The 24426-nt window shown below is 59.6% G+C and carries 27 protein-coding genes; 22 read left to right on the plus strand and 5 right to left on the minus strand.

Annotation, left to right across the window (positions count from 1 at the left end; translation table 11 throughout):
* The 3 genes from repA to repC all read left to right on the plus strand — a co-directional run bounded on the left by repA (nt 1) and on the right by repC (nt 3676).
* Entirely contained in the window at nt 1–1203 is a 1203-nt protein-coding gene (gene repA, locus CFBP6623_RS25055; protein ID WP_062653966.1) for a plasmid partitioning protein RepA, read from the plus strand.
* 78 nt (nt 1204–1281) lie between these two features.
* A complete protein-coding gene (repB, locus tag CFBP6623_RS25060; RefSeq protein ID WP_062653964.1) occupies nt 1282–2277 on the plus strand; it encodes a plasmid partitioning protein RepB in 996 nt (331 codons plus the stop codon).
* 154 nt (nt 2278–2431) lie between these two features.
* Entirely contained in the window at nt 2432–3676 is a 1245-nt protein-coding gene (repC, locus tag CFBP6623_RS25065) for a plasmid replication protein RepC (protein WP_062653962.1), read from the plus strand.
* 231 nt (nt 3677–3907) lie between these two features.
* Here repC and CFBP6623_RS25070 read toward each other — a convergent pair whose 3' ends face one another.
* The 3 genes from CFBP6623_RS25070 to CFBP6623_RS25080 all read right to left on the minus strand — a co-directional run bounded on the left by CFBP6623_RS25070 (nt 3908) and on the right by CFBP6623_RS25080 (nt 5852).
* Nucleotides 3908–4537 (minus strand): RES family NAD+ phosphorylase, encoded by a 630-nt coding sequence (locus CFBP6623_RS25070; RefSeq protein ID WP_080843285.1) that lies wholly within the window; start codon nt 4535–4537, stop codon nt 3908–3910.
* Nucleotides 4534–5319: a hypothetical protein gene (locus tag CFBP6623_RS25075; RefSeq protein ID WP_062653958.1), complete on the minus strand. Its 786-nt coding sequence runs from the start codon at nt 5317–5319 to the stop codon at nt 4534–4536. Before CFBP6623_RS25075 ends, CFBP6623_RS25070 begins: the two co-directional genes overlap by 4 nt.
* A gap of 182 nt (nt 5320–5501) precedes the next feature.
* Nucleotides 5502–5852: a MarR family transcriptional regulator gene (locus CFBP6623_RS25080; protein WP_062653986.1), complete on the minus strand. Its 351-nt coding sequence runs from the start codon at nt 5850–5852 to the stop codon at nt 5502–5504.
* Between the two features lie 98 nt (nt 5853–5950).
* On the opposite strand from CFBP6623_RS25080, the gene CFBP6623_RS25085 reads away from it, so the two are divergent.
* Genes CFBP6623_RS25085 through virB11 form a run of 13 tightly spaced genes read left to right on the plus strand, consistent with a single transcriptional unit; the run spans nt 5951 to nt 16107 of the window.
* Nucleotides 5951–6490: a hypothetical protein gene (locus CFBP6623_RS25085; RefSeq protein ID WP_062653956.1), complete on the plus strand. Its 540-nt coding sequence runs from the start codon at nt 5951–5953 to the stop codon at nt 6488–6490.
* A 3-nt stretch (nt 6491–6493) separates the two neighbouring features.
* The gene (locus CFBP6623_RS25090) at nt 6494–7159 is read left to right on the plus strand and encodes a lytic transglycosylase domain-containing protein (protein WP_062653949.1); all 666 of its coding nucleotides are present in this window, start codon (nt 6494–6496) and stop codon (nt 7157–7159) included.
* A complete protein-coding gene (locus CFBP6623_RS25095) occupies nt 7156–7455 on the plus strand; it encodes a TrbC/VirB2 family protein (RefSeq protein WP_062653947.1) in 300 nt (99 codons plus the stop codon). The genes CFBP6623_RS25090 and CFBP6623_RS25095 overlap by 4 nt, the downstream gene beginning before the upstream one ends.
* Before the next feature lie 6 nt (nt 7456–7461).
* Nucleotides 7462–7800, plus strand: coding sequence for a type IV secretion system protein VirB3 (locus CFBP6623_RS25100; RefSeq protein ID WP_062653945.1), 339 nt, complete (start codon nt 7462–7464; stop codon nt 7798–7800).
* Nucleotides 7801–7810: 10 nt separating this feature from the next.
* Entirely contained in the window at nt 7811–10159 is a 2349-nt protein-coding gene (locus CFBP6623_RS25105; RefSeq protein WP_080843286.1) for a VirB4 family type IV secretion/conjugal transfer ATPase, read from the plus strand.
* Entirely contained in the window at nt 10156–10857 is a 702-nt protein-coding gene (gene virB5 / locus CFBP6623_RS25110; protein WP_062653941.1) for a P-type DNA transfer protein VirB5, read from the plus strand. Before CFBP6623_RS25105 ends, virB5 begins: the two co-directional genes overlap by 4 nt.
* Nucleotides 10854–11084: an EexN family lipoprotein gene (locus CFBP6623_RS25115; protein WP_062653939.1), complete on the plus strand. Its 231-nt coding sequence runs from the start codon at nt 10854–10856 to the stop codon at nt 11082–11084. The genes virB5 and CFBP6623_RS25115 overlap by 4 nt, the downstream gene beginning before the upstream one ends.
* Before the next feature lie 3 nt (nt 11085–11087).
* Entirely contained in the window at nt 11088–12020 is a 933-nt protein-coding gene (locus CFBP6623_RS25120) for a type IV secretion system protein (RefSeq protein WP_062653937.1), read from the plus strand.
* A gap of 39 nt (nt 12021–12059) precedes the next feature.
* Nucleotides 12060–12341: a hypothetical protein gene (locus CFBP6623_RS25125; RefSeq protein ID WP_062653935.1), complete on the plus strand. Its 282-nt coding sequence runs from the start codon at nt 12060–12062 to the stop codon at nt 12339–12341.
* 1 nt (nt 12342) lies between these two features.
* Nucleotides 12343–13014 (plus strand): virB8 family protein, encoded by a 672-nt coding sequence (locus CFBP6623_RS25130; RefSeq protein ID WP_062653931.1) that lies wholly within the window; start codon nt 12343–12345, stop codon nt 13012–13014.
* Nucleotides 13011–13868, plus strand: coding sequence for a P-type conjugative transfer protein VirB9 (gene virB9, locus CFBP6623_RS25135; protein ID WP_145980565.1), 858 nt, complete (start codon nt 13011–13013; stop codon nt 13866–13868). Before CFBP6623_RS25130 ends, virB9 begins: the two co-directional genes overlap by 4 nt.
* A gap of 8 nt (nt 13869–13876) precedes the next feature.
* The gene (gene virB10 / locus CFBP6623_RS25140; protein ID WP_080843287.1) at nt 13877–15052 is read left to right on the plus strand and encodes a type IV secretion system protein VirB10; all 1176 of its coding nucleotides are present in this window, start codon (nt 13877–13879) and stop codon (nt 15050–15052) included.
* 8 nt (nt 15053–15060) lie between these two features.
* Nucleotides 15061–16107, plus strand: coding sequence for a P-type DNA transfer ATPase VirB11 (virB11, locus tag CFBP6623_RS25145; RefSeq protein ID WP_062653600.1), 1047 nt, complete (start codon nt 15061–15063; stop codon nt 16105–16107).
* Here virB11 and CFBP6623_RS25150 read toward each other — a convergent pair.
* On the minus strand, nt 16104–16535 hold the full coding sequence (locus tag CFBP6623_RS25150) for a winged helix-turn-helix domain-containing protein (RefSeq protein WP_062653602.1): 432 nt from the start codon (nt 16533–16535) through the stop codon (nt 16104–16106). The two genes, virB11 and CFBP6623_RS25150, sit on opposite strands and share 4 nt — an antisense overlap.
* 481 nt (nt 16536–17016) lie before the next feature.
* Between CFBP6623_RS25150 and CFBP6623_RS25155 the strand changes: the two genes are divergently transcribed.
* The 6 genes from CFBP6623_RS25155 (at nt 17017) to CFBP6623_RS25180 (ending at nt 23100) form a co-directional block, all read left to right on the plus strand.
* The gene (locus CFBP6623_RS25155) at nt 17017–19149 is read left to right on the plus strand and encodes a ParB/RepB/Spo0J family partition protein (RefSeq protein WP_062653604.1); all 2133 of its coding nucleotides are present in this window, start codon (nt 17017–17019) and stop codon (nt 19147–19149) included.
* A gap of 70 nt (nt 19150–19219) precedes the next feature.
* Nucleotides 19220–19876 carry a hypothetical protein gene (locus tag CFBP6623_RS25160; RefSeq protein ID WP_062653662.1) on the plus strand — a complete coding sequence of 219 codons (657 nt, stop codon included), beginning with the start codon at nt 19220–19222 and terminating at the stop codon, nt 19874–19876.
* 145 nt (nt 19877–20021) lie between these two features.
* Nucleotides 20022–20444 carry an antirestriction protein gene (locus CFBP6623_RS25165; protein ID WP_062653606.1) on the plus strand — a complete coding sequence of 141 codons (423 nt, stop codon included), beginning with the start codon at nt 20022–20024 and terminating at the stop codon, nt 20442–20444.
* 161 nt (nt 20445–20605) lie between these two features.
* Entirely contained in the window at nt 20606–21796 is a 1191-nt protein-coding gene (locus tag CFBP6623_RS25170; protein ID WP_062653609.1) for a hypothetical protein, read from the plus strand.
* 77 nt (nt 21797–21873) lie between these two features.
* Nucleotides 21874–22779: a hypothetical protein gene (locus CFBP6623_RS25175; protein ID WP_225340018.1), complete on the plus strand. Its 906-nt coding sequence runs from the start codon at nt 21874–21876 to the stop codon at nt 22777–22779.
* A 108-nt stretch (nt 22780–22887) separates the two neighbouring features.
* Entirely contained in the window at nt 22888–23100 is a 213-nt protein-coding gene (locus CFBP6623_RS25180; RefSeq protein ID WP_062653615.1) for a hypothetical protein, read from the plus strand.
* A gap of 81 nt (nt 23101–23181) precedes the next feature.
* On the opposite strand, the gene CFBP6623_RS25185 is transcribed toward CFBP6623_RS25180, so the two are convergent.
* Nucleotides 23182–24372, minus strand: coding sequence for a DUF1173 domain-containing protein (locus CFBP6623_RS25185; protein WP_062653616.1), 1191 nt, complete (start codon nt 24370–24372; stop codon nt 23182–23184).
* Between the last annotated feature and the right edge of the window lie 54 nt (nt 24373–24426).

Below are 24426 nucleotides of genomic sequence, written 5' to 3' on the forward strand. Positions count from 1 at the left end.
ATGAACATGGCAATCAACATCGAGGCATCTGATTTTGATCAGGAGATTCTTCAGCAGGGAGAATTGATCTCTGACAATCTCAACATGCTCCGGTTGGAGCAATATCCACCGGATGCAGAAAAAGGTCTACGTTCCTTCTCGCTGGCCGAAGTCGCCGACTATCTCGGCGTGACGCAAAATCACATCAAGAAGCTTCACCTCGAAGGAAAGGGACCGGTCCCAGCGACCACCTCGTCGGGGCGCAGAACTTACACCGCCGAGCAGATGCTGGAACTTCGCCATTTCCTGGACAAGAACGGGCGCAGCGACTTTAAACGTTACGTTCCACATCGCAGGGCAGGAGAGCCGCTGCAGATCGTTTCGGTCGTCAATTTCAAAGGCGGCTCCGGCAAGACAACAACAACCGCCCACTTGGCTCAATATTTGGCTCTCACCGGCCATCGTGTTCTTGCCATCGATCTCGATCCTCAGGCCTCGCTGACGTCCCTTCACGGCATTCAGCCTGAGCTCGACAAAAACCCCTCTCTCTTCGAAACGCTCCGCTACGACGAGCAGCGCAAGTCAATCACTGAGGTCATCCAATCGACGAACTTTCCGGGGCTCGACATTATTCCGGCAAATCTCGAGCTCCAGGAATACGAGTACCAGACGCCACTAGCCGCATCGAACAAATCGTCGCCGGAGGGCAGGCTGTTCTTCACGCGCATTTCTAGCGCACTAAAGGAAGTCGACGATCGCTACGATGTCGTGGTGATCGACTGCCCACCGCAGCTTGGTTATCTCACCCTGACCGCGCTGACAGCATCCACCTCCGTCCTGATCACAGTCCATCCGCAAATGCTCGACATCATGTCGATGAGCCAGTTCCTCCTCATGCTCGGTGGAATCCTTGAATCGATCAAGGGAGCAGGTGCGCGCGTCAAGTTGAACTGGTTCAGGTATCTGGTGACGCGATATGAACCGACAGACGGCCCTCAGGCTCAGATGGTGGGGTTCATGCAGGCAATGTTCTCGAAGCGCATGCTGCAGAACCACATGTTGAAATCCACCGCCATCAGCGATGCCGGCATTACCAAGCAGACGCTTTATGAGGTGGAGAAGCACCAATTCACTCGATCAACCTACGATCGCGCTCTCGAATGCCTCAATGCCGTGAACGGCGAAGTCACAGACCTCATTCATAAGGCATGGGGACGCAAATGACGGGACTTTTTGACAGCCGTGCAGAAGCGCTGAATCTTTCAGCAAATCATCGACTTGAAGGCGTTAGGGAGACAACCAATGGCTAGAAACCACTCTTTGGCGAAGTTCGTACAGCCGTCAGCGGAAGAGCATCAGAAAACTGCGGACGCCCGCGCGGAGTATACCCGTCGTGGAGCTTCGCGTTCGATGATGCAGTCACTCGACGAACTGGCTGAGACTTCTATCCGCATGCTCGAAGGCGAGACGGTGGTTGCACTTGATCCTGACCTGCTTGAAGGTTCATTCGTTGCAGACCGCATCGGCGACGATCAAGAGGATTACATCCAGCTTCGCGAAGCAATCCGTCAATCGGGCCAGTCAACCCCGATACTCGTTCGCCCCCATCCGGCTGCCGAAGGGCGGTACATGATCGTCTTTGGGCATCGTCGTGCCCGTGCCGCGCGGGACCTTCGGATCCCAGTGCGGGCAGTGATCAAGCCCCTCGAAGACATCGCCCACGTGATCGCTCAGGGTCAAGAAAACACGGCTCGATCCGACCTGACCTTCGTCGAGAAGGCCCTCTTTGCCAGAAAGCTCGTCGCCAATGGTATGAGCAAGGATGTCGTGAAGATCGCCCTAACGATCGACGATACGCTTCTTTCGAGAATGCTGGCTGTCGCAGAGACCGTTCCCGAGACTGTTTTTGACGCTGTCGGCGCTGCAAAAGGCGTCGGACGCGATCGCTGGGAAGAACTGAAAAAGCTCCTCCAGATTCCAGCCAATGCTGAGAGGGCGTGTGAATTTATCCGCACGGATGATTTCCGCCATACGGCAGAAGCGGAGCGATTCAATGTTCTCCTGGCCGAACTTAAAACCGCAAAGAAGCCGAAAAAAAAACAGAACGCATCTCCGTCCGTTCGTCAGTTTGACGTAGCCGCAAAATCTGTTGCCGTGACGACCAAATCGTCCGGAAAAACATTTACGCTCGCGCTGACCTCGAAAGATGCATCGAGATTCGGAGCGTTTTTATCCGACCAGTTGGAGTCGCTCTATCAGACGTTCCAGCGTGAAGTGCAGACTGAAGCAGGAGATTAACCGCAAAAGAAAAAAGGCCCCCATAACGTTGCCGTCGTGGAAGCCTTCCTCTGTATGTAGCAATCAGAGAATCGCATTTTCACGAATCCCCGTCAAGAGTCTTGGCACCGTTTTGGTGAGCGAATTTCTTTTGCCTTTGTAAAGGTGGAAGAACATGGATACCGCATGCGTGACGACGCCTTTTGGGCGGCGGTCGATGACGTTTGCCTTACTGGCAAAGCATAGGCAAGCCGAGAAAACACCGCCAGACATCAAACGTAACAAGTGGAAGCTCTTTCGGGCCGTCTGCGAGGCTCGTGAGGACCTTGACGTCAGTGACCGCTCTCTGACTGTCCTGGACGCGCTATTGTCCTTTTATCCATCGGACGAGCTTTCAGCAACGAACAGCATGATCGTGTTTCCGTCCAACGCTCAGCTTTCGATCCGAGCACGCGGGATGACTGCTGCGACGCTCAGACGGCATCTTGCCGCACTCGTTGATGCGGGTCTCATCCTGCGAAAGGACAGCCCAAACGGAAAGCGTTATGCTCGTAGGAGCAGGGCAGGGGACGTCAGCGAAGCCTTTGGCTTCAGTCTGGCACCGCTCTTGTCTCGTGCTCAGGAGATTGAGACAATTGCCGCCCGCATGGCTGCCGATCGTGAACTTTACCAATCCGCTCGAGAGAAAATCAGTCTCTGCCGCCGCGAGATCACCAAGCTAATCTATCTCGCCCGGGAAAACGCCATCCCAGGCGATTGGGCGGAGCTTTACGATCGCTTTCGGTCATTCTTGTCATCACTTCCGCGGCACCCCTCGCTTGAAGAACTTCAAGCACTTTTGTCACAACTGAATGAAATCCGCGCGCGGATCATCAACCTTTTGGAAGAACACGATAATTCTAGAAATATGAGCGCCAATGAATCCCAAAATGAGCGGCACATAAAGGATTCACAAACATATTCCCAATTTGAATCTGAATGCGGTCACGAAGCTTCAAACCGTGTGGTTCCATCTCAAGGATCTAAGTTCAAACAAGACACTGGACATCGAGAGAACGATCACCCAGCCCATCAGGATGCCATCCGTCCAGCCATTTCGTTGGATACAGTGTTACGTGCTTGCCCTGAAATCAAACACTATGGTCCAGGAGGTTCGATCACAAGCTGGAGAGACTTTGTGGCAGCAAGCACCATCCTAGGCTCCATGCTGCAGATCAATCGGCCCGCCTTTCAAGCCGCTTGCCGGGCGATGGGCCCGGTGAATGCAGCTGTAGTGATTGCCTGCATCTTTGAGAGGGCAGAGGAAATCAATTCCGCTGGTGCCTACCTCAGGGACCTTAGCCGGCGGGCATGCCTTCGGCAATTCAGTGCCGGCCCTATGCTCCTAGCGCTTCTTAGATCGAGATCAAGACCATCGTAAGAGCGGGCGCCAAGTCTATCCGTTTAGAGTGCGCGTATCGAACCAACCCATGCAAGCCATCCCTGCTAGGTTTGTCAGGATTGATCATCCGATTAAGAGCTCTTCCGGCATAGTCCTCAGTCAAACGAGAGGTCCGGTGTAAGGGATCTAATGTACCCCGTTGCGGATGTGCCGTTTTCTGCGGGAGCAAAATTCATGTTTCGCTTATATCGCCGCGGAACAGCCGCGCATTTACAGGACGAGGGTGATATCGACACGAGCGGCAAAGGCAACGATCTGCCTCATTTCTCCAACATCCGAATAGATCGGAACATTGCTGATCTCGAGCAGATCGGCCTCTGCGACGCGATCTCCGAACAAAACCACTGCCTGCTGCGGATCACAACGTTTTGACGTCCAGATCAAGCCATGCGCGTCCGGCCGGCTTTGGTGGATCGCTAGTGCCCACTGGGCTGTGATGTGATAATCAGCGGCCGTCGTGTCGATGAGATTCGACCTGCTGACGCCCCACTTGGCCAGATCAGGGGCGAACAGCGGGACCAGAACGAGATCGCGCTTCAACTCGATGACCGAATGAGCGAGCGGCTTGATATTGTCGACGCCGACGGCCTTGCTCGGCTCGTCAATCGGCACGTCGTGAAAAATCGTTTCATGGACCGCGCACTCGTAATCGGTCGCAAGATATTGCGTCGGGATCGGATCGCTGCCTAGGAATAGCGGTGCAAAACGGCTGGGACGACCTTTTCCAGGGTTAAAAGAGCAGCTTTCGAAACGGTGATCATGAACTCTGTGGAATCTCGTCCCCGCCTTGATCTCGTGAGAGTTCGAGGCGGGGAGGGGTGATGGCGGCAGAGAAATCATCCGGCGATATTTTCCGCCTCACGGGCTGCCGCCGATACGACCGCATCGCCGTCTTTCAGGACGTCGACCGGGCGCTTGCCAGCAAGCCACCCATTCGGAGAGGTGAACCAGAATGCCAGTTGCCAGCCGGACTTTTTCTCACCAAGCAGGGCGAGCACTTTGGCAACGGTTTCAATAGGCTGGCCTTCCTCGAACTGGAAGGCCGGGAAATATTCGACGCCCCCATGCCTGATCGAGAAGACCTTGCCTTTCATTTTCCATCGCGAGGCGGTCATGCTTTTGTTCTTGGAACCATGTCCGGCCACGTCCGCCAGATCCTTGCTGGTAAAGCTTGGCCACTCCCCAAAAAACCGCGCTCTTGCCTTCGCATTGCTGTCATAGAGCAACCTCTCGACTTCGGCGTTGGGAGGCGTGCGCATATAGACCGAAACCAGCGCGTCGATCGCGTCATCGGTCAGTTTGCTTTGCCGGGCTTCCATGATCGCCGGCACATGCTCGACGATATCGCGGATGGTTTCCCGAACCGCCAGGTTTGGGGTGTCGACCAGTAGGACCATCATGTCATCGACATCGGTTTCCGGCGTCGAGTGCATCGCATTTGCCATTGCCCTGCGCAGTTTTGCGGCGATAGAAGACGCGCGCTGTTTTCCTGTCAGCTTACGCTTCAGCAGGCGCCCACCCGCGTCCGGTGTTTTCTCGCCGGAAGCAGAATCCATCTCGACCTGTAGCGCGTGGGCAAATTCGGCGCCATCATAGACGCGAAGACCGTTAGTGGCAGCCATCTCGATACTCCGGGATATTTCGGTTATCTATTATGCTATAACCTATATCACCGAAGGCTTGTTTTCAAGTACGAACACTTTTTTGCGGCGGAGGGCGAATGCACAGCTGCGTGCTTCGTAAGAGATCGATTCGTCTCCACCACACTGTATCAAAAAACGTTAGTTTAATCGCGAAGATGCGGTCAGCTTTCGAAGGTGCTCAGCTTTTTCAGAAGGTCTTCCGATATCTCGAACTGACGCGCGGTTCCCCGCCCCATGGAATTCGTGCCCATGGTTTCATTCAGCATTCCCCGCTTGACCAGAAGATCGACAGTCTCCTTTGCTCCGCTCCGCGTCAATCCAGTAATTTCAACGATATTGGAAAGGGTTAGCTTCTGATGAGCCTGGCTCATCGTGTACAAGATCGTCATCATGCCGATCTCCTTCAGCCGCGCCTGTGGTGTTTCGTCTTCCAGTGGATGGTCGAGGATTTCATGGAGGATCAGTCCGGAGAAGGCGAGGTTGTGCAATTGTGTCTTGAGCGCTCTTGTCATGTTATTTAACTGTGTTATATACGTTAGTAACATTGCGTTGCGCCCTCGTCGGACATTGTTGCCGTAGCGCGCTGTCGTTGTTTCGGAGGGGCAAGTCCATGAAAAACCTTCTGCTGAATAGCCTGCTGTCTGTTTCCTTCATGCTGCCATACTATCTGATTTCCCACAGCAATGCGCGTGCCGATGACTGGGGATGTCAGGTTATTCTGTGCCTTTCCAATCCCGGCGGGCCAACCCAGTATGCGGAATGCCGGCCACCGATCCAGAAACTCTGGCGTGAACTCGCCAAGGGGCATTCGTTTCCAATCTGCAGCGGCGTCGGGTTTCATAGTTCTCGGCCTGGCTACGAGCCGTATTATTGCGACGAAGGTTATCGGCTTTCGAGCAGCTACGGATCTCGCGGTGAACAGGCGACCTGCGTTTCAACCTCCCTCCAGCGGGTAGACGGCTCGCTTTGCTCTTTCGGCCGAGACAATGACGGAGGCAACTCCGGCTCGGTCCTGTCGGCACGGTGGCAGCGCCAGGACGGCCGGCTCCAGTGCATGGGTTATCCGATCACGCGCCCCAACCTGCGATCGCAGCCGCACTATATCGACGTGACCATCGATGGCGTCGGCAAGCAGCGCGCCTGGTACTGAGCGATGAGTGCCGCATTCGTCGATATCGCGCAGAATTGCGCGCCGATGGTTCAGGTTGAAACGCTGGCCGCCATCGTCAGCCTGGAGAGCCGGTTCCTTCCTTTCAATATCCGCATCAATAGCGGCATGCCGCTTCCCGCGCAGCCCGCCAGCAAGGCGGAGGCGATCGAGGTGGCGACGTCCCTGATAGCGGATCACCAGGATATCCAGATCGGGCTTGGCGGTATCGGCGTGGAGGAGCTTCGCAAATTCAACCTCTCCGTTTCCGACGCCTTTGATCCGTGCCAGAACCTCAAGGCGACAGCCACTCTACTCGATGGCTACTACCGTCTTGCCCTGCGTTTCGGTGCTGATACGCAGCGGGCCGAAACGGTGATGCTCCAGTCCTGGTACGGACGGGACGACCCGTCCGTCGGTGAGATGGTCCGGTATGACGAGCAGGTGCGGAAGGAGGCGAAACGCCTCTCTCCGAAACTCGCGTCGATCGCCATCGACGGGCCGCTTGATCGCGAGGATGCCCCGGAGGAGCAGGCTCACGAACAATTGGCCCAGCCCGTCCCCAACCAAGTCGCCCAAACCGAAGAAACCGCATCATGGGACGTGTTCCGTTCCAGACGGCACTCTTCTGTTCTCATTTTCCAGCATGACCCATCGGAGCAGAGTGAATGATCTCCAGAACCAGCTTTCGTCCCCATGCGGCCTCCACGCTCATGGCCGTCGTTATTGTCGCTTGCTTCGTCGAACCGGCCTTAGCCCAATCCTCCGGCATCGAAACCGTGCTGCAGAACATCGTCACCATGCTCACCGGCAATATTGCCCGCCTGCTGGCGATCATCGCCGTGATCATTATCTGCATTGCCTGGATGTTCGGCTATATGGATCTGAGAAAGGCCGGCTTCTGGATCATTGGTATCGGCGGTATTTTCGGGGCCACCGAGCTGGTCAACACCATCGTCGGCGGTTGATCATCAATGGCGAGCACTCCCGTCCTTGAGGAAGACACGCTGTTCCTGGCCTGCACGCGCCCGGCGATGATTGCCGGCGTGACCATGGAAGCGATGGGCATCAACATCATGCTGACCACCGTCCTCTATATCACCGCAGGATCGATCGCGTACGCGCTTGTCGGCGTCATCTTCCATCTCGTGTTCCGGGCGCTCGTCAAGCACGACCACAATATGTTCCGCATTCTGCTTGCCTGGGTCGGGACCCGCGGCCGCTCGCGCAACGCGGCCTATTGGGGTGGTGCAACACTCTCGCCGTTGAAGCTTGTCCGGCGCTACGACGAAAGGGATCTGAGCCTTGCCTAGCCTTGTGACGATGCGGTCCCGAGAGCTCGGGCCGGAGACCTTCATCCCCTATGTACGCCATGTCGACGAGACCACCATCGCGCTCAATTCCCGCGCGCTGATGACCGTGCTCGTGCTCGAGGGCGTCTCCTTCGAAACCGCCGATGTTCTGGATCTCAACGGGCTGCACCGCAGCCTCAATACGCTCTATCGCAATATTGCCGACGAGCGGTTGGCGCTCTGGACGCATGTCATCCGCCGTCGCGACAACGACTATCCTGAAGGGCACTTCACCAATCGTTTTTCCGATAGTCTCAATGCCAGATACCGCGAGCGGATGGTGCGCGAAGATCTGTTCCGCAACGATCTCTATCTCACCCTTGTCTGGTCTCCGAGCCACAATCCCACCGAAAAGGCAGCCAATCTCCTTTCCCGTCTGCGCAAAGCGCGCCGATCCGGCATGGAGCTGGACGAAGCGGCGCTCAAGCACCTGCAGGACAAGGTGATTGACGTCGCTGCCGGGCTGAAGCGCTTCGCCCCTCGTGTTCTGTCTCTCCATGAGCTCGACGGGATCCTGTTCTCCGAGCCGAGCGAGTTTCTTCATCAACTTGTCGGCGGGCGGCGTGAACCCGTGCCCCTGACGGAGGGGCGGATTTCATCGGCGATCTATTCGGACCGGGTGATCTTCGGCCGCGAGACGGTGGAAATTCGACATGAGGCGGAAACCCGTTATGCCGGCATGTTCGGCTTCAAAGAATATCCGGCAACGACGCGCAGCGGCATGCTCGATGGCATCCTGACCGCTCCTTTCGAACTTGTCCTGACGCAGTCCTTTGCCTTCACCTCGAAGGCGGACGCCCGCACGATCATGGGCCGCAAGCAGAACCAGATGGTCAGCGCCGCCGACAAGGCCGCCTCGCAGATTGAGGAGCTTGGCGAGGCGATGGACGATCTCGAATCCAACCGCTTCGTGATGGGCGAGCATCACCTCGGCCTTGCGGTCTTCGCTCCGACCGTCAAGGAACTGGCCGACCATATGGCGAAGGCACGCGCGCATCTGACCAGCGGTGGCGCTGTTGTCGCCCGCGAGGATCTGGGGCTTGAGGCCGCCTGGTGGGCGCAGCTGCCGGGCAATCTCCGCTATCGTGCGCGCTCGGGAGCGATTACCTCCCGCAATTTTGCAGCACTTTCACCCTATCATTCCTATCCGACAGGCCAGAAGGACGGCAATGAATGGGGCCCGGCGGTTGCCATGCTGAAGACGGCCTCAGGATCGCCGTTCTATTTCAATTTCCATCACAGCGATCTCGGCAACACCTTTGTCTGCGGCCCATCGGGTGCCGGCAAGACGGTGCTCCTCAACTTCATGCTCTCACAGCTCGAGAAGCATGATCCGCATATGGTGTTCTTCGACAAGGACAGGGGCGCCGACCTGTTCGTTCGCGCCGCTGGCGGCACCTATCTGCCGCTCAGGAATGGTGTGCCGACCGGCTGCGCACCGCTGAAAGCGCTTGATCTGACACCAGAGAACAGGATATTTCTCGCTCGCTGGATCGGCAAGCTGGCGGGAGCGGCGACACGGGAACTGAATGTCAGCGAGCTGCGCGATATCGCAGCCGCGGTCGACGGTCTGGCGGACCTTCCCGTCGAGCGCCGCTCCATCGGCGCCCTGCGCACCTTCCTCAACAATACCGATCCAGAAGGCATTGCCTCGCGGCTCCGGCGCTGGGAAAGGGGAGGGCCGCTCGGCTGGGTCTTCGACAACGATCTGGATGATATCGGGATCGGCGCCAGGTTTATCGGCTATGACATGACCGACTTCCTCGACAACGAGGAGATCCGCACGCCGCTGATGGGCTATTTGTTCTACCGTGTCGAGCAACTGGTCGATGGCCGCCGGATCATCATCGTTATCGACGAGTCTTGGCGCGTGCTGGAGGAGGAAGAATTCCTCGCTCTTGCCCAGAACAAGCTGAAAACCTTTCGCAAGCAAAACGGGCTGATGGTGTTTTCCACTCAAAGCCCGCGTGACGCTATCAAATCACCGATTGCCCATACGATCATCGAACAGTGCCCGACGCAGATTTTTCTGCCCAACCCGCGCGGCGACCGCGCCGACTATGTCGACGGTTTCAAGCTGACCGAGCGCGAATTCGAACTGATCTCCCGCGAGCTTTCGCTCGAAAGCCGGCGCTTCATCGTCAAGCAGGGCCACAACAGCGTGGTGGCCGAACTGAACCTCAATGGCTTCGACGATGAGCTCGCGATCCTGTCGGGTCGGACAGTGAATGTGGAACTGGCGGATGCCATCCGCGCCGAACTCGGCGAGGGACACCAGGACTGGTTGACCGTGTTCCAGCAAAGAAGGAGGACATCATGATCCGTAACGGCAGGACAGGGCTCTTGCTGGCAACCGTCACGCTGCTGGCGTCGGTCGGTCTAGTGAATGCTCAGGGCATTCCCGTTACCGACCAGGCGGCGATCGCCAAACAGATCGAGAGTATCGCCCAGCTCAAGTCCCAGCTTGATGCGCTGAACCAGCAGCTACAGCAGGCGCAGCAGCTCTATGGCTCGCTGAACAAAATCACCAACATGGCCGATGTCGCCAGCCTGCTCAACGATTCCTCGATCCGCAAGGCGCTCCCGCAAAACTTCAATGCCATCGAAAGCTTGTTCAAGGGCTCGGCAAGCGGCGTCTTCGGCGACTCGGCCTCGAAATTTCTCGAGGGCAATTCCACTTACCGTACCAACGCGAACGATTTCTACGCGCAGGAACTCTCACGCGTCCAGAACAGGAACGCCGGACAATTAAGTCTCGGCCAGCAGATTTATGATGCCGCCACCAAGCGGATCGACGGCATCGATGAGCTTCGGCAGAAAATCTCTAGTGCCGCCGACGCCAAGGACATCGCCGATCTGCAGGCGCGCTTGCAGGCCGAAACCGCCTTTCTGCAAACCGATGTCCTTCGCATGCAGGGCCTGCAGATGGTCCAGCAGGCGCAGGTGCAGGTCGATGACCAGCGAAAGGCCGAGGACTGGCGCCAGCGTATGGACACCATGGGAGCAGCCCTCAAATGAGATGGTTGGTTTCCGGTTTGATGATGCTTCTCCTGTCGGCCTGTTCCTCTGAGGAGAGGATATACACCGTCGATGAACTGGTCACCGACGCGGCCCTTCTGACGAAAATCATCGGGGAATGCCGAAACAATCCCGGTGAACTTAGCGACACCGCCAATTGCCGTAATGCCGAAGCCTCCGACGGCAAGCTCCGCCTCGAACGCATGCGCAAGTCGCTCGGAGGCTGACCGATGTATCAGGTATTCAGTTTCGTCGACGGGCAGTTCAAGGCGCCACTCGAAAACTTCATTTCCACCGGCACCTCGAACATCGCCAACTGGGTCAGCGGCCCGCTCACGGCGGCACTAACACTGTATGTTGTGCTCTACGGTTATCTCGTGCTGCGTGGCTCGGTGCAGGAACCGATCCTGGAATTCGCCTTCCGGGCCATAAAACTTGCCATCATCGTCATGCTGGTGAGGAACGCCAGCGACTACCAGACCTACGTCACCAACATCTTTTTCGACACCCTGCCGAAGGAGATCGCCGAGGCACTGAACTCCGGGACGTCCCCGAGCGCATCGACTTTCGACAGCCTGCTGGATAAGGGCCAGAAGTGCGCTTATGAGATCTGGTCCCGCGCCTCCTGGCCGGTAGACATTGTCACCGGCGTTGGCGGTATGCTGGTGATCGGCGCAAGCTTTCTCGTCGCGGCCATCGGCTATATCGTCTCGCTTTATGCCCGTCTGGCGCTCGCCATCGTTCTGGCGATCGGGCCGATCTTCATCGCACTCGCCATGTTCCAGTCGACGCGCCGGTTTACCGAATCCTGGATTGGTCAGCTGGTGAACTTCGTCATTCTGCAGGTGCTGGTCGTTGCCATCGGCTCGCTGCTGATCACCTGTATCGACACGACCTTCACCGCGATCGAAGGGTACAGCGATGTGTTGATGCGTCCGATCGCGCTCTGCGCCATCTGCATCGCCGCTCTCTATGTCTTCTATCAATTGCCCGGCATCGCTTCGGCGCTCGCCGCCGGCGGGGCATCGTTGACCTATGGCTATGGCGCGGCCCGGGACGCGCATGAAAGCACACTCGCCTGGGCTACCTCGCACACGGTGAGGGCAGTTGGCCGCGGAACACGCGCTGTCGGCCGCCGACTGACACCAAACCGGGCGGAATGACCGCCTCGATATCAAGGACATTGGACAGGTTATTTTTAGATGATCCGTATTCTCTTGCTGCTTTCGCTGAGCGCCAGCCTCTCCGGTTGCGCCTCGATCTCCAACCCGCTGCCCAAATGTGACGGCTATTCCCGGCGTCCGCTGAACCGCTCTATGTGGCAGTGGGAGGATAAGGGGAAGCTGCAGAAGCCTGGCGCTGAGAACGCTCATAACCAGGTGAGCCGCGCGGCCCCTTTCGCGGAAGAGCCGGCCTCGGTAACGCCGGCTGCGTTTGCGCAGTTCGATGTCGCAGGCTCATACCGTCCGTGTGAGGGCAACTGAGATGGTGAACACCGACAGCCTCAAGAGCTATTTCGACACGGCGCGCCGTTTCGATCAGGATCGGCTCATCCAGGTCGAGCGCTCGGCCCGCATCGCCTGGTTCGTTGCGATCTCGGCCAGCGTCCTTGCCGTCGTCTCTGTCTTCGCGATCGCCGGCCTCACGCCTCTAAAGACGGTCGAGCCGTTCGTCGTGCGGGTCGACAATTCGACGGGGATCGTTGACGTGGTGTCAGCACTAACCTCCACCGCCGGCACCTATGACGAAGCCGTCACGAAATTTTTTGCGGCCAGATATGTGCGCGCCCGCGAAGGCTATGTCTGGAGCGAGGGGGAGGAGAACTTTCGGACGGTGGCGCTCCTGTCGACACAGCCAGAGCAGTCCCGCTTTGCCGCGGCCTATCGCGGCAGCAATCCGGACTCGCCGCAGAATACCTACGGCCGGAACGCGACCTCGCGGATCAACATCGTTTCGATCTCCCTGATCAACGCCAATGTGGCATCAGTCCGATACATGCGCACCGTCACCCGTGGCGACGACGTTCGCACCACGCATTGGGTGGCGACGCTCACCTTCTCCTACGTCAACGCTCCGATGTCTTCCACCGACCGGCTGGTCAATCCCCTGGGCTTCGTCGTCAGCGAGTATCGCGCCGATCCGGAGGCCATCAATTGATACAGAGATTTTTACCTGTTCTTTTCCTGATCGCCGGCTTTTCCTTGCCGGCATCAGCTCTGGAGATCCCGCGCGGGGCGTCGCAGGACAGCCGAGTCCGGTTTGTCGACTACCAGCCCTATAACATCACCCGGGTTGTTGGGACGCTGCGTTCATCGGTGCAGGTCGAGTTCGCCGCCGACGAGGAAATCGCGCATGTGGCGCTCGGCAACAGCGTCGCATGGGAGGTGGCCCCGGCCGGCAACATCCTTTTTCTTAAACCCCGGGAAAACCAGCCCGTCACCAACATCTCCGTCGTGACGACCAGACGGGACGGTTCGACGCGCAGCTACCAGATGGAGTTGACGGTCAGGGACGGCAGTGTCGAAGCCGGGCAGAACACCTATTTTTATGTAAAATACCGCTATCCGGCCGATGAAGCGGAGCGCCGGAGAGAGGTCGCAGCCGCTCGCGCCCTGGCGGCGCAGGCCGGCGAGGCCGATCGTGTTCTCTCTCTTCACGAGGCCTATGGACCGCGCAACTGGCGGTATTCCGCTCAAGGTTCGCAAGCGCTCGAACCGCAGGCCGTCTACGACAACGGCAAGGTCACGACCTTCGCCTTTACCGGCAATCAGGAAATGCCGGCGATCTATATGGAGAATTCGGACGGCAGCGAAAGCCTGGTTCCAAAATCCGTCGACGGCAATCTGGTGCTGGTCCATGCGATCAGCCGCAAGTTCATCCTGCGCCGCGGCGGCGATGTCCTGTGCGTCTTCAACGAGGCCTACGATCGCGTCGGCATTAATCCCGAGACGAATACGACGTCACCGTCGGTTGAGCGCGTCGTCAAGGCCGCCCCCGGCACGACGCAATAGGAGGTGTCATGGCCGACGAAGAAACCACCCCGATCCCCGGCGAGCGCGCCGAAACATCGACCAGCCGGCGGATCGACAACAACCCCGTTCTCAAACGGGGCGCCGTCGCCGTCGCGATCGTTGCCTTTGTTACCTTTGCCCTCTGGTCGATGGGTGGGAAGAACAAACCGACGGACGGCGTGCAGCCGGAGCGCGTGGTCATCCGTCAGACGTCGGATTTCGAGCCGGCTAAGGAGCTGGTCCAGCCCGTGACCACCCCAACTGAGGTTCAACTCCCGGCGCCCGTCGTTACCGAGCAGGCGCCCACCGGTGACGATAAGTTGCTCGACGCAGCGCGCCGCGCTCCTGTTATGGCGTATGGCGCCGAGAAAACGCCGACCGCCAGGCGCCAGCAGGACGATGCGAACACCAACGCCGCCTCGAACTATGTTCCGCTCGCAAACACCCCGGGCAGCTTTACGGGGCAGGGGGAAAACGAGGATCAGCGCTTCAATCGTATGCTGACCCCGACGCAGTTGCAGGGATCGCGTGCCGGCACACTCGGCAACCGGGATTTCATCATCGCGATGGGAACCTCCATCCCTTGCGTGCTCGAGACGGCGCTTTCTTCCGATCAGCCGGGATTCACCAGCTGCGTCATCAATCGCGATGTCCTGTCGGACAACGGCCGCGTCGTGCTGATGGAGAAGGGCACGCAGGTCGTCGGCGAATATCGTGGCGGACTGCGCCGGGGCCAGAAGAGGCTTTTTGTCCTCTGGAACCGTGCGAAGACCCCGAAGGGCGTGATCATCACGCTGGCGTCGCCGGCCACCGATGCCCTGGGTCGCGCAGGCATGGACGGCTATGTCGATACGCATTGGTGGGAACGGTTCGGCAGCGCCATCCTGCTATCGCTCGTTGGCGATGTGACATCCCATGCCAACAGCCAGTTACGCGATAGCGACGTCGATGCACAGAACACCACCAGCGCCGGTCAGCAGGCCGCGGCGATTGCCGTTGAACAATCGATCAACATTCCGCCGACCTTGATGAAACATCAGGGAGGACTGGTCTCGATCTTCGTGGCGCGCGATCTCGATTTTTCCAGCGTCTACCGGCTGCGCGTGACCGAACCGCGCAACCGCGTCTATGACCGCGCCGTTCTCGGCGACTTTGCCCCGGACTCCAAGCTTGTAACGAAGTAGGTGTTGCGATGACTGAAGCCACAGATTCCGGTGTCGTGCGTGAACTGCTCCTGCCGCTCTCGCCGTTCCTTCGCGACAAGGCGCTGTATGAAGTCATCGTCAACAGGCCCGGCAAGGTCGTGACCGAAGGAGCGAACGGATGGCAGATCCACGATATACCGGAACTTGCCTATGACCGGCTGATGCGTCTCGCTCGCGCGGTGGCGAGCTACTCCAATCAATCGATCGACGAAACGCGCCCGATCCTGTCGGCGACCCTTCCCGACGACGAGCGAATCCAGATCGTGATCCCGCCTGCGACGACGAGGGGAACCGTCAGCGTCACCATTCGCAAACCGTCCTCGGTGTCGCTCGGCCTTGACGATCTTGACCAGAGTGGACTGTTTGCCGATGTGGTCCGCACGCAGGAGAATAGCGGGCAACCGGACCAACGATTGTCGGAACTCTATCGTGCCGGCGCACACAGGCAGTTTCTTCGCGAAGCGGTGCTGGCGCGGAAAAACATCATCATTTCCGGGGCCACGGGATCGGGCAAGACGACGCTATCCAAGGCGTTGATCCAGTATATCCCGGATACCGAACGGATCATTTCCATTGAGGATACGCCCGAACTGGTCATCCCGCAGCCCAACCACGTCCGTCTCTTCTATTCGAAGGGCGGCCAGGGGACCGCGAAGATCGGGGCTAGGGAGCTACTCGAATCCTGCCTGCGTATGCGTCCGGACCGGATATTGTTGCAGGAGCTCAGAGATGGCACGGCCTTTTACTATATCCGCAATGTGAATTCCGGCCATCCAGGATCGATTACGACGGTTCACGCCGATTCCGCACGCCTTGCCTTCGAGCAACTGACCCTGCTGGTGAAGGAGTCGGAAGGTGGTGGCGATCTCGAACGGCACGACATACGCGAAATGCTGACGATCGCGATCGATATCATCGTCCAATGCAAACGGATCGATGGACGGTTTCGGGTGACCGAGATTTACTATCGTGATGCAGTCGCCGTACCTGCGAACGAACGAGACGGGCAGGCACGAAATTATCGGACAGCCTAAGGTCGAATGCGGTCGAAAATGGACGCGCTGACCCTGAACTGGCGCGCCTTGCCTCGCCCCCACGCGTTCCTCCCCATCGACTCGATCAGACAGCCTTTTTCGACCAGCTTGTCCATGATGTCGCCGACGGCGCTGCGAGCCAGACCGCTCGCCTCGACGAGAGACGTCAAGGTGATTGGTTTGTCCTGACCTATCAGTTCAATAATATAGACCAGCATGCCGAGCTGCTTGAGCTTGGCCGCAGGTGTCTCATCGGCAAGCGGAGTCTTCAGTATGTCGCCGAGCGCGGCAACGAACGTCGCCTGAGCCAGCCAATGATCCAGAGCCTTGTGCGCATCGCTCGCGTAGGTCTGGTGGATTTCGTGTCGCCCGCGCGCGCGACGTTGAGGCGCTCTCGCAACATCCTTCTCTCTGTCCGAATTGCCCAATGCGTTTCCAACTTCATGCGGCGGAACGGTTCGCCCCCGTTCGCGCACTCAATGACCCCAGCCGCGGGGAGTTCGAAACTGTGTATCCACAGCCCTGTAGCCTTTAGTTCGAGAACCTGGACATACGCCACAGGCTCCCCGACGCAAAAGGTCAAGGAGGGGGCCTTTTGGGCAGGCCCAACCATTGGATACAGGGGTTTCGACGCCCCAAAGCAGCGCGTACTGCTTCCCGGCCAGCTTAGGACATCTCGACGAATTTTTATGCGACACCTTGGCCTTCAAACCTCATATCCGGCGACGTGTATGGCCGGGAGCAGGCGGCATCGCACCGTGGCGAGAGTTGTGGCGGAGGAGCGTGGCGGGCGGCCGGTTGGAAACGGTGGCGAGCGGATGTGGCTGGAGGAAGAGGGGGGAAGGGGTGTTCGCGGTGGGTTGAGGTTGTCGGAGAGAGCCTCCGGCCAGCCCGCCACGGAGAAACGACATGGCACAGGCCATCCAGAAGATCATGCTCAATACCGGGCGTGACATCCCCTTCAACAAGCTTGTTCTCAGCCAGCAAAACGTCCGCAAGACCAAGGCGGGCGTCTCGATCGAGGAGCTTGCCGAGGACATCGCCCATCGCGGGCTGATGACCAGCCTCAACGTCCGCGCCGAAGTCGATGGCGACGGCAACGAGACCGGCATCTATCGCATTCCGGCCGGCGGTCGCCGCTATCGCGCCCTCGAACTTCTTGTCAGCCAGAGGAAGCTCGCCAAGACAGCCGCCATTCCCTGCATCGTCAGCAAAGGTGATACCCTCGAGGTCGAGGATTCGCTCGCCGAAAACGTCAAGCGTGTCGATCTTCATCCGCTGGACGAGTTTCGCGCCATCGTGACGCTGCGCGAACAGGGGCTCGACGAGGAGGACATTGCAGCCCGGTTCCACATGTCGGTGGCCACCGTCAAGCAGCGCCTGCGTCTGGCTTCGGTCTCGCCCCGGCTACTCGAAACCTATGCCAACGACGAGATGAAACTCAGCCAGGTCATGGCGTTCTCGATCACCAACGACCATGTCCGCCAGGAACAAGTGTGGGACACGATCTCGCGTTCCCACAATCAGGACGCCTACTACATCCGGCGCATGCTGACCGAAACCGCGGTGCGGGCCTCCGACCGCCGCGCCGTCTACGTCGGCGTCGAAGCATACGAGGCAGCCGGCGGCGTCGTGATGCGCGACCTGTTCGAGCAGGACAACGGCGGATGGCTGCAGGATCCGGCGCTGCTCGAACAACTGGTGCTGGAAAAGCTGACCACTGAGGCGGAAGCGCTCAAGGACCAGGAAGGCTGGAAGTGGGTCGATGCGGCGTTCGACTTCCCCTACGGCCACACCGGCGGCCTTCGCCGCTTCTACGGCGAGCGTGCCGAATACACCGAGGAAGAGCTCGCGCGGCATGACACGCTGAAGGCGGAATATGACAAGCTCGACGCGGAATACGCCGAGGCGGATGAACAGTCCGACGAGACCGAGGCGCGCCTCGATGAACTGGGCAACGAGCTCGATGCCCTCAACGACCGGCCCTACGTCTTCGACCCGCAAGAGGTCGCTCGCGGCGGCGCCTTCGTCTCGCTTGCCGCCAATGGCGAACTGAAGATCGAACGCGGCTTCGTGCGGCCCGAAGACGAACCGATCGCCGAGCCGGAAGGCGGTGATGCCGGTGACAACCATGGCAATGGCGACGATGACGCCGTTGCCCCTTCTTCGAATGGGGGCGTCTCGGTCAACGGAAAGCCTGCTGGCGTCGAGGAACCGGAGGAAGACGACGGCAAGGTTCGTCCGCTTTCCGATCGCGTCATCGAGGATCTGACCGCGGCGCGCACCGTCGCTCTGCGCAATGCGTTGGCCAACGATCCCGTCATGGCCTTCATCGCCGCCTTGCATGTCGCGGTCCTGAAGATCTTCTATCGATACGGCAGCGACTCATGCCTCGAGATCACGCTCCAGCACACCGCCTTCAGTCAGACGCAGGGCCTCGGCGACACGGTCTGGGCCAAGGAGATCGAACAGCGGCAGGAATCCTGGGGCTATGATCTCCCCGGCAACGCCGACGAGGTCTGGGAATACCTGATCGCGCTCGATCAGGATAGCCGCATGGCGCTCTTTGCCCATTGCGTCTCGCTGTCGGTAAACACCACCGTGCAGGCATGGAACCGGCGGAGCAAGGAAAACGCCCATGCCACGCAGCTCGCCCGCTCGCTCGGCTTCGGCATGGTCACGGCCGGCTGGACGCCGACGGTCGACAACTACCTCGGCCGCGTGACCAAGGCGCACATCCTGCAGGCGGTCCGCGAGGCGAAAGGCGAGCAGTCGGCTCAACTGATCGACCACCTGAAGAAGCCCGACATGGCGCGCGAAGCCGCCCGGTTGCTCGAAGGCAGCGGATGGCTTCCCGAAGTGCTGCGGCTGCCGGTCGATCAGGTTCGGGCGGAGGCGGAGCTTGATACCGTCGTATCCGACGCTGTCGTTGAGGCCGCGGACATCGATCTGCCGTCCTTCCTGACGGAGGAAGAGGAAGCCGCGGAAGCGACCTCCGACCCGATCGATGGCGACGGCGAGCATCTGCAAGCCGCCGAGTAACCACTCCAAAACGCACATTCACGAAAGCCCGGCCGCTGTGCCGGGCTTCTCTGTTTTTCAGGAGAGTGTCATGCCTGCCTATACGATCGAAACCACCTACACTCTGCCGGTATTCCGGCATGCGACCTATTTCGCCGACACGCCCGAGGCTGCCTGCAAGGCGGCACTCGGTGACGACAACTGGGAGTCTCTGAAGAAAGACTACGATTCCTCCGGTGAGATCCACGTAACCGGCATCTGGGAAGGCGAGAATGCCGCCTATGCCGGATCGCCGGTGGCAGTCCCTTCGCAGTTCGATGAATCCGTTCAGCGCCGGGCCCACCACTTCGAAATCCTGCTCGGCCTGCTGAAGATGATGGCCCACGATGTCCACGCGCGCCGTCGGCTGCCGGTCGACTGGCTTGCCAAATCGGATTGGGCGATTGCGCGGGGTGAAGCGATCTTGGCCGGTTCCGCTGATCCCGCCGATCCGGTCGTCGCGCCAAAGCCGAGCTATGTCCTTGCGCGTCTGGACGAAGAGCGCGTGCGCAGCGCGATCGCCTCGGTGCTCGATGTTGACGACAGCTTCCGATCGGTCTCGCCGGCTCTGGTGACGGATGAAGACGTCAGAGCTGCCTGCGAAACCATCGTCGCAACCGCAGATCTCTCCGACGCCGTGAGCAATGCGGAGTTTCTGGCGGCAATGGAGGCGATCCGGGCGGCGCACCGTCGGCTCCAGCCAGGTTGACGCACCGGGGGTGATTATCCGGCGCGCGCGTGGAACCCGGCAGCTGCGGCCGGCGAGAGGCGAGAGTTGGGCCGGGAAGGGGCAGGCCGGGCGGGCGAAGAGAGGGCAGCCCGGTGTCGTCCCATCGCCTCTCCGGAGAAAATCAATGTCCAGTTGCCAAATATCACCCCTGGCCGCGTCTATTGTCCCCGACGATCGCCGCGCGGAATTCCTTCCCACCTTGTTCGGGCGTTCGCTCGTCATCATCGGCGAGAATGCCGTCTATGGTCTCATGGAGAGGCTCAGCCCGCTCGATTACCGCGGCGGGTTCTGGGATTTCTACGAGCAGGACGGCAAGTCGCTGTTTCTAGCTCCGAGATCGACATCGCGTTTCAGGATCACCGGTGAGATCACCGGGTTTCAGGGGGACGTCTCGGCGGAGGCTGCCGGGGTGATCGCGACGCTGTTCGCCTTCTCGCATCTCTCCTTCCAGCATCAATCCGATCGTCTCTCGGAAGGCTACGGCTGCCTCTACGCCTACGCCGCGGACCATCCCGAAGCCTCGGAAATCTTCCAGGCCATCGATTGAGTGTTCCCCTGCGCCGCCGCCTAGGGCGGCGCAGTCGACTGCCCCCACCATAAAGCGCCGCCCATGCGCTGTGGCGCTCTGTGCTTCAACACCCGTTTCGCCCGTCCGGTTGTCCGCAGGAGCGGTCAGCCGCCCGCCCTTTTGTCCAAGGAGACACCAACATGCACACCATGATTTCCAACTCCCGGCCGGCCTCGTCAGGCTTCAAGGTCGATATATCGCGCGGCGAACGCATCGGCCGCGTGTCGTCGGAATGGTTCTCGCGGCCAGACGACGAACGCTACCTGTCCCTTTCCGACCTTCATCGCGCCGTCAGCGCACGGACCGATCAGGCTCGTGTCCGCACCGTCGAAGCCGCCGACGTCCACGTCGAAGCGACCCGCGACAACACCGAGCGCATGTCGCTGATCTTGCCTGGCAGCCGTGAGCCGTTGGCCCCGACCCATTGGAGTTATGGTCAACTCTGCAGCCTGGTCGGCGCGCCGGCGAGCTACATGCGCCAGCTCCCAGCATCGCTCGCCGCCATCAATCTCCAGCACGGCTTGCTCAATCACAACGCCGAAACGGTCAAGACGCTAGAGATGGAGGACGGCCGCCTCGAACTGCGCGCCGCGACCGGTCCTGAATATGGTCGTATCTGGGACAAGGATCTGATCGCCGCCATCATGAACATTGCAGGCAATGGCACAGGCGACACGATCTGGAAGGTTCCCGGCCTGCTCGACTGGTCGACGATGACCCACAATCCCTTCGTCGACATCACGAAGGATACGACGACGCTTTATGCCAGCGACCGCGATGTCTTCGCCTTCCTTTGCGATGACACCCATCCGATCGAAGCAGGCCGCCTGCCAAACGGCGAGCCCGATCTGTATTTTCGCGGTTTTTACGCCTGGAACTCGGAGGTGGGCTCCAAAACTCTTGGGATCGCGAGCTTCTACCTCAGGGCAGTGTGCGCCAACAGGAATCTCTGGGGTACGGAAAATTTCGAGGAAATTACGATCAGGCATTCGAAATTCGCGGCCCAGCGTTTCGCCCACGAGGCCGCCCCGGCGCTGACGAACTTCGCCAATTCCTCGCCCGCGCCGTTCATCGCCGGCATCCGCGCCGCCCGCGAGCGAATCGTCGCGCGAAACGAGGACGATCGCTCGGAATTCCTGCGCAAGCGCGGCTTCTCCAAGGCCGAAACCGGCAAGATCATCGAGACGGTTTTGAGCGAGGAGGGCCGGCCACCGGAAAGCATTTTCGACTTCGTGCAAGGCATCACCGCACTTGCCAGAGGCAAGCCGCATCAGGACTCCCGGCTCGAACTCGAAGCCAAGGCGAAGAAGCTGCTCGAGAGCGCCGCGTGACGGCCCTCCATTGTCTTCCCCACCCTTCATCGCCCGGCCATCGCGCCGGGCTTTTCCATTCCCGGAAAGGAACTGTCATGACCTCTCCCGAAACAAGGATCTACAGCTGGCCACCTATTCCGCTCGCGGACATCAGTCCGCTCGAGATGCTCATCCTCACCAATGTGCTCGAGTGCAGCGAAACCGACGCGGGCCTCGTCCTGTTCACCGATCTGGGGCCGGCCAACCCTATTCGCGTCGCGCGCGGCGACTTGATCGAGGCATTTCGCGCCTCGGCCCAGCGTGCCGAGGCGGCGGTCAATATTTTCGTTGCCAGCCGTGTGCTTGCCCTTCTGCCGGCAGGCGGCAACACCTCCGAAGTCGACGCAACGATCGATATCGATCTCAGCGATTTCCCGTGGCAATCCGTGGTGCAGGGTATCGTCGCACGATCGACGGATCTGCGCGAGGTTACCGTGATCCAGTGGATGAACCATCCTTCTCAACGTCCCGATTCATACGGTGCCAGTGTTTCGCTGATCACCGCCAAGGCTATCCACCACGCCACCAGCGAGGATCTTCTCGCCGGCTTCAGGCAGCAGGACAAGGGCTTATTGCCCAAGACATCCCGGTTTGTGCTTCCAAAGGATGGCGGCGTCTGTGACAATGGCACCGCAACCAACCGCCTTGAAGGCAAGGAACTTGAGACGGCTCTGTGCCTGTGGGAGGCCATGCTGTATTTCCGCGGGCTTCATCAGGATGGCCGGCCGGTCCCCAACAATATCGTTCGCATGTCGGAGCTCTGGGATGAGGTAGGATGGCAGCCCATGCGGCTCCGCGTTCGCGCGCTCGTGCCCTTTGCGCATGATGTTTATGACGACCTGTTCGAGGATCTTGAAGAAGAAGGCTTCACCTTCGATTCGATTTCGCGCCGGCCTTTGTCGAAACCCTGCTCTGGTCGTAGGATGGAGCCCACCGTGAAGGCGAGCCGGAAGACTTCCTAGAACAGGTGATGACGGCTGTCAGGCGCTATCGGGGCGATATCGTCGCGCAGAGTGCATCAAGCCCCGATCCGGCTTCCGAAAGGATCGCCTCATTCGGAGGACGGTGACATGGCCCTGTTCAAGGCAACCTTGGAGCTTCTCGTCGATGTCGATTGCGAGACGGAGGCCAGCGACTGCATTGCCGAGACTCTACGGGAACAACTGCGAAAGTTCTCGCCCGGATCGCGGCTGATCGACTGGCGGTACGCCGGCGTCGATGGCGAGCCAGTTCCTCACGATGGTCGCGGCTTCGAATATTCTTGCCGGCCTCCGCAGGAGTAAACCGGGCGGCCACACAGGGGCTTTGACGTTGTCGTGCCTCGCGGTTCTCTGTTTGACCGGCGCCGTGGTGATCGACGCGGATCACGGCAGGCGAGGGATTTCGCCTTCCGATACGCGCCAGACCCAGGGCGTGATCTCGGGTCTTTCCTCGATCATTCGCGCAAGCGCCTGCTCGTATTCCTCTCCAGCGCTCGCCGGCACGATGAACATGGCGACCGCCGCCGGTTTCTGCTCCGGCAATGTCACGGAAACGATCGGCGCGTCGCGCGGCAGGTTGAAGCGCAAGCCCTTGACGCTCTTTCGCTTCATCTGACCCAGCTTTTCGAGAAGCCGCAACTCGTGAATATCCTCGAATGGCAGCCAGTGCTCGTTGACAACCATGAGCGCCGTCTCATCGACCGCTGCAATGCCGGCCGCGGAGACGCCGAACGTGGCGATGACGATCAGGTGAAACGCTTCGTTCGAACGCCACAGTTCCAGTTCCGTCTCGTAACGAGCGGCCAGCCGCCGCGATGCGCCCTCCTCGATCATCAACGGGAAGGGCAAATGCCGAACGGCGATCCTCTGTCCCTCGCGCGCGGCGGAAAACTCCTTCACCTCCCCCACGATCATCATCAGCTTGCGCGGTCCCGCGCCGGCCGCCTGGATGCCTTTGAGTGCAGCTGTACGGCGGGCGGCGATCCCATCCTTATCCTCGGCATGGAACACTTCCGGCACAAAGAGCATCTCGCCCAAAGCAGCCCCTCTCGCCGTCATCTGCGCCGCGGCATTGAGGAGGCTTGCGCGCACGCGACCCCAGCCGCGCCTGCCTGACCAGGTCGACCGCCATTCGGTCAACTCGCCCGCCTCCCACAGGTAATGCAGCATCGCCCGCAGCGACAGTTTCCTGGGCTCGCTGCGGATGCCGTGCTCTAGAGCTTCAGCCGAACTGCCGGGCGCGGCGCGAGGCCCGCGCTTCGTCAAGGAAAAGTCGAGCTTGAGCTCGGCCTTGCCGGCGGCATCGATCTGGATAGCATTGCCGATCAACGGCCCAAGTCCGGAAAGCTCATAGGGAGGCTCGTAGGACGGGCAGGTTGCGTCATGATCGCGCCCCGACAACGGCATCCGCTTGACGAGATGCTGGTCTTCGACCCGCGCAATGTACATCGGAACGGGCGGTGCCTTGCACATGCACATCGGCCGCAATCGTTGCTCGTAGGCTTGGGGAAGAAATGCCTGCAGCTCTTCGGAGGCTTCCCCGAACACCCGATCACCTAGCTTGAAAGTCCTCAATTCAATTCTCCCTGTTCATTGTGCCACGCTACAGAAGCACGAGCCATTTGACTA

The organism is Agrobacterium tumefaciens (assembly GCF_005221385.1).
GTDB classification, from domain to species: Bacteria; Pseudomonadota; Alphaproteobacteria; order Rhizobiales; family Rhizobiaceae; genus Agrobacterium; species Agrobacterium tomkonis.

What these genes read in the sequence shown, in the direction of transcription:
- CFBP6623_RS25125 (WP_062653935.1), top strand. Translation starts at nt 12,060, where the DNA reads ATGATCCGTATTCTCTTGCTGCTTTCGCTGAGCGCCAGCCTCTCCGGT.
- virB5 (WP_062653941.1), top strand. Translation starts at nt 10,156, where the DNA reads ATGATCCGTAACGGCAGGACAGGGCTCTTGCTGGCAACCGTCACGCTG.
- virB11 (WP_062653600.1), top strand. Translation starts at nt 15,061, where the DNA reads ATGACTGAAGCCACAGATTCCGGTGTCGTGCGTGAACTGCTCCTGCCG.
- CFBP6623_RS25090 (WP_062653949.1), top strand. Translation starts at nt 6,494, where the DNA reads ATGAGTGCCGCATTCGTCGATATCGCGCAGAATTGCGCGCCGATGGTT.
- CFBP6623_RS25120 (WP_062653937.1), top strand. Translation starts at nt 11,088, where the DNA reads ATGTATCAGGTATTCAGTTTCGTCGACGGGCAGTTCAAGGCGCCACTC.
- CFBP6623_RS25085 (WP_062653956.1), top strand. Translation starts at nt 5,951, where the DNA reads ATGAAAAACCTTCTGCTGAATAGCCTGCTGTCTGTTTCCTTCATGCTG.
- CFBP6623_RS25155 (WP_062653604.1), top strand. Translation starts at nt 17,017, where the DNA reads ATGGCACAGGCCATCCAGAAGATCATGCTCAATACCGGGCGTGACATC.
- CFBP6623_RS25170 (WP_062653609.1), top strand. Translation starts at nt 20,606, where the DNA reads ATGCACACCATGATTTCCAACTCCCGGCCGGCCTCGTCAGGCTTCAAG.
- CFBP6623_RS25165 (WP_062653606.1), top strand. Translation starts at nt 20,022, where the DNA reads ATGTCCAGTTGCCAAATATCACCCCTGGCCGCGTCTATTGTCCCCGAC.
- CFBP6623_RS25080 (WP_062653986.1), bottom strand. Translation starts at nt 5,852, where the DNA reads ATGACAAGAGCGCTCAAGACACAATTGCACAACCTCGCCTTCTCCGGA.
- CFBP6623_RS25070 (WP_080843285.1), bottom strand. Translation starts at nt 4,537, where the DNA reads ATGATTTCTCTGCCGCCATCACCCCTCCCCGCCTCGAACTCTCACGAG.
- CFBP6623_RS25175 (WP_225340018.1), top strand. Translation starts at nt 21,874, where the DNA reads ATGACCTCTCCCGAAACAAGGATCTACAGCTGGCCACCTATTCCGCTC.
- CFBP6623_RS25095 (WP_062653947.1), top strand. Translation starts at nt 7,156, where the DNA reads ATGATCTCCAGAACCAGCTTTCGTCCCCATGCGGCCTCCACGCTCATG.
- repA (WP_062653966.1), top strand. Translation starts at nt 1, where the DNA reads ATGAACATGGCAATCAACATCGAGGCATCTGATTTTGATCAGGAGATT.
- CFBP6623_RS25130 (WP_062653931.1), top strand. Translation starts at nt 12,343, where the DNA reads ATGGTGAACACCGACAGCCTCAAGAGCTATTTCGACACGGCGCGCCGT.
- virB10 (WP_080843287.1), top strand. Translation starts at nt 13,877, where the DNA reads ATGGCCGACGAAGAAACCACCCCGATCCCCGGCGAGCGCGCCGAAACA.
- CFBP6623_RS25105 (WP_080843286.1), top strand. Translation starts at nt 7,811, where the DNA reads ATGCGGTCCCGAGAGCTCGGGCCGGAGACCTTCATCCCCTATGTACGC.
- CFBP6623_RS25160 (WP_062653662.1), top strand. Translation starts at nt 19,220, where the DNA reads ATGCCTGCCTATACGATCGAAACCACCTACACTCTGCCGGTATTCCGG.
- repB (WP_062653964.1), top strand. Translation starts at nt 1,282, where the DNA reads ATGGCTAGAAACCACTCTTTGGCGAAGTTCGTACAGCCGTCAGCGGAA.
- CFBP6623_RS25115 (WP_062653939.1), top strand. Translation starts at nt 10,854, where the DNA reads ATGAGATGGTTGGTTTCCGGTTTGATGATGCTTCTCCTGTCGGCCTGT.
- CFBP6623_RS25180 (WP_062653615.1), top strand. Translation starts at nt 22,888, where the DNA reads ATGGCCCTGTTCAAGGCAACCTTGGAGCTTCTCGTCGATGTCGATTGC.
- CFBP6623_RS25075 (WP_062653958.1), bottom strand. Translation starts at nt 5,319, where the DNA reads ATGGCTGCCACTAACGGTCTTCGCGTCTATGATGGCGCCGAATTTGCC.
- CFBP6623_RS25100 (WP_062653945.1), top strand. Translation starts at nt 7,462, where the DNA reads ATGGCGAGCACTCCCGTCCTTGAGGAAGACACGCTGTTCCTGGCCTGC.
- repC (WP_062653962.1), top strand. Translation starts at nt 2,432, where the DNA reads ATGGATACCGCATGCGTGACGACGCCTTTTGGGCGGCGGTCGATGACG.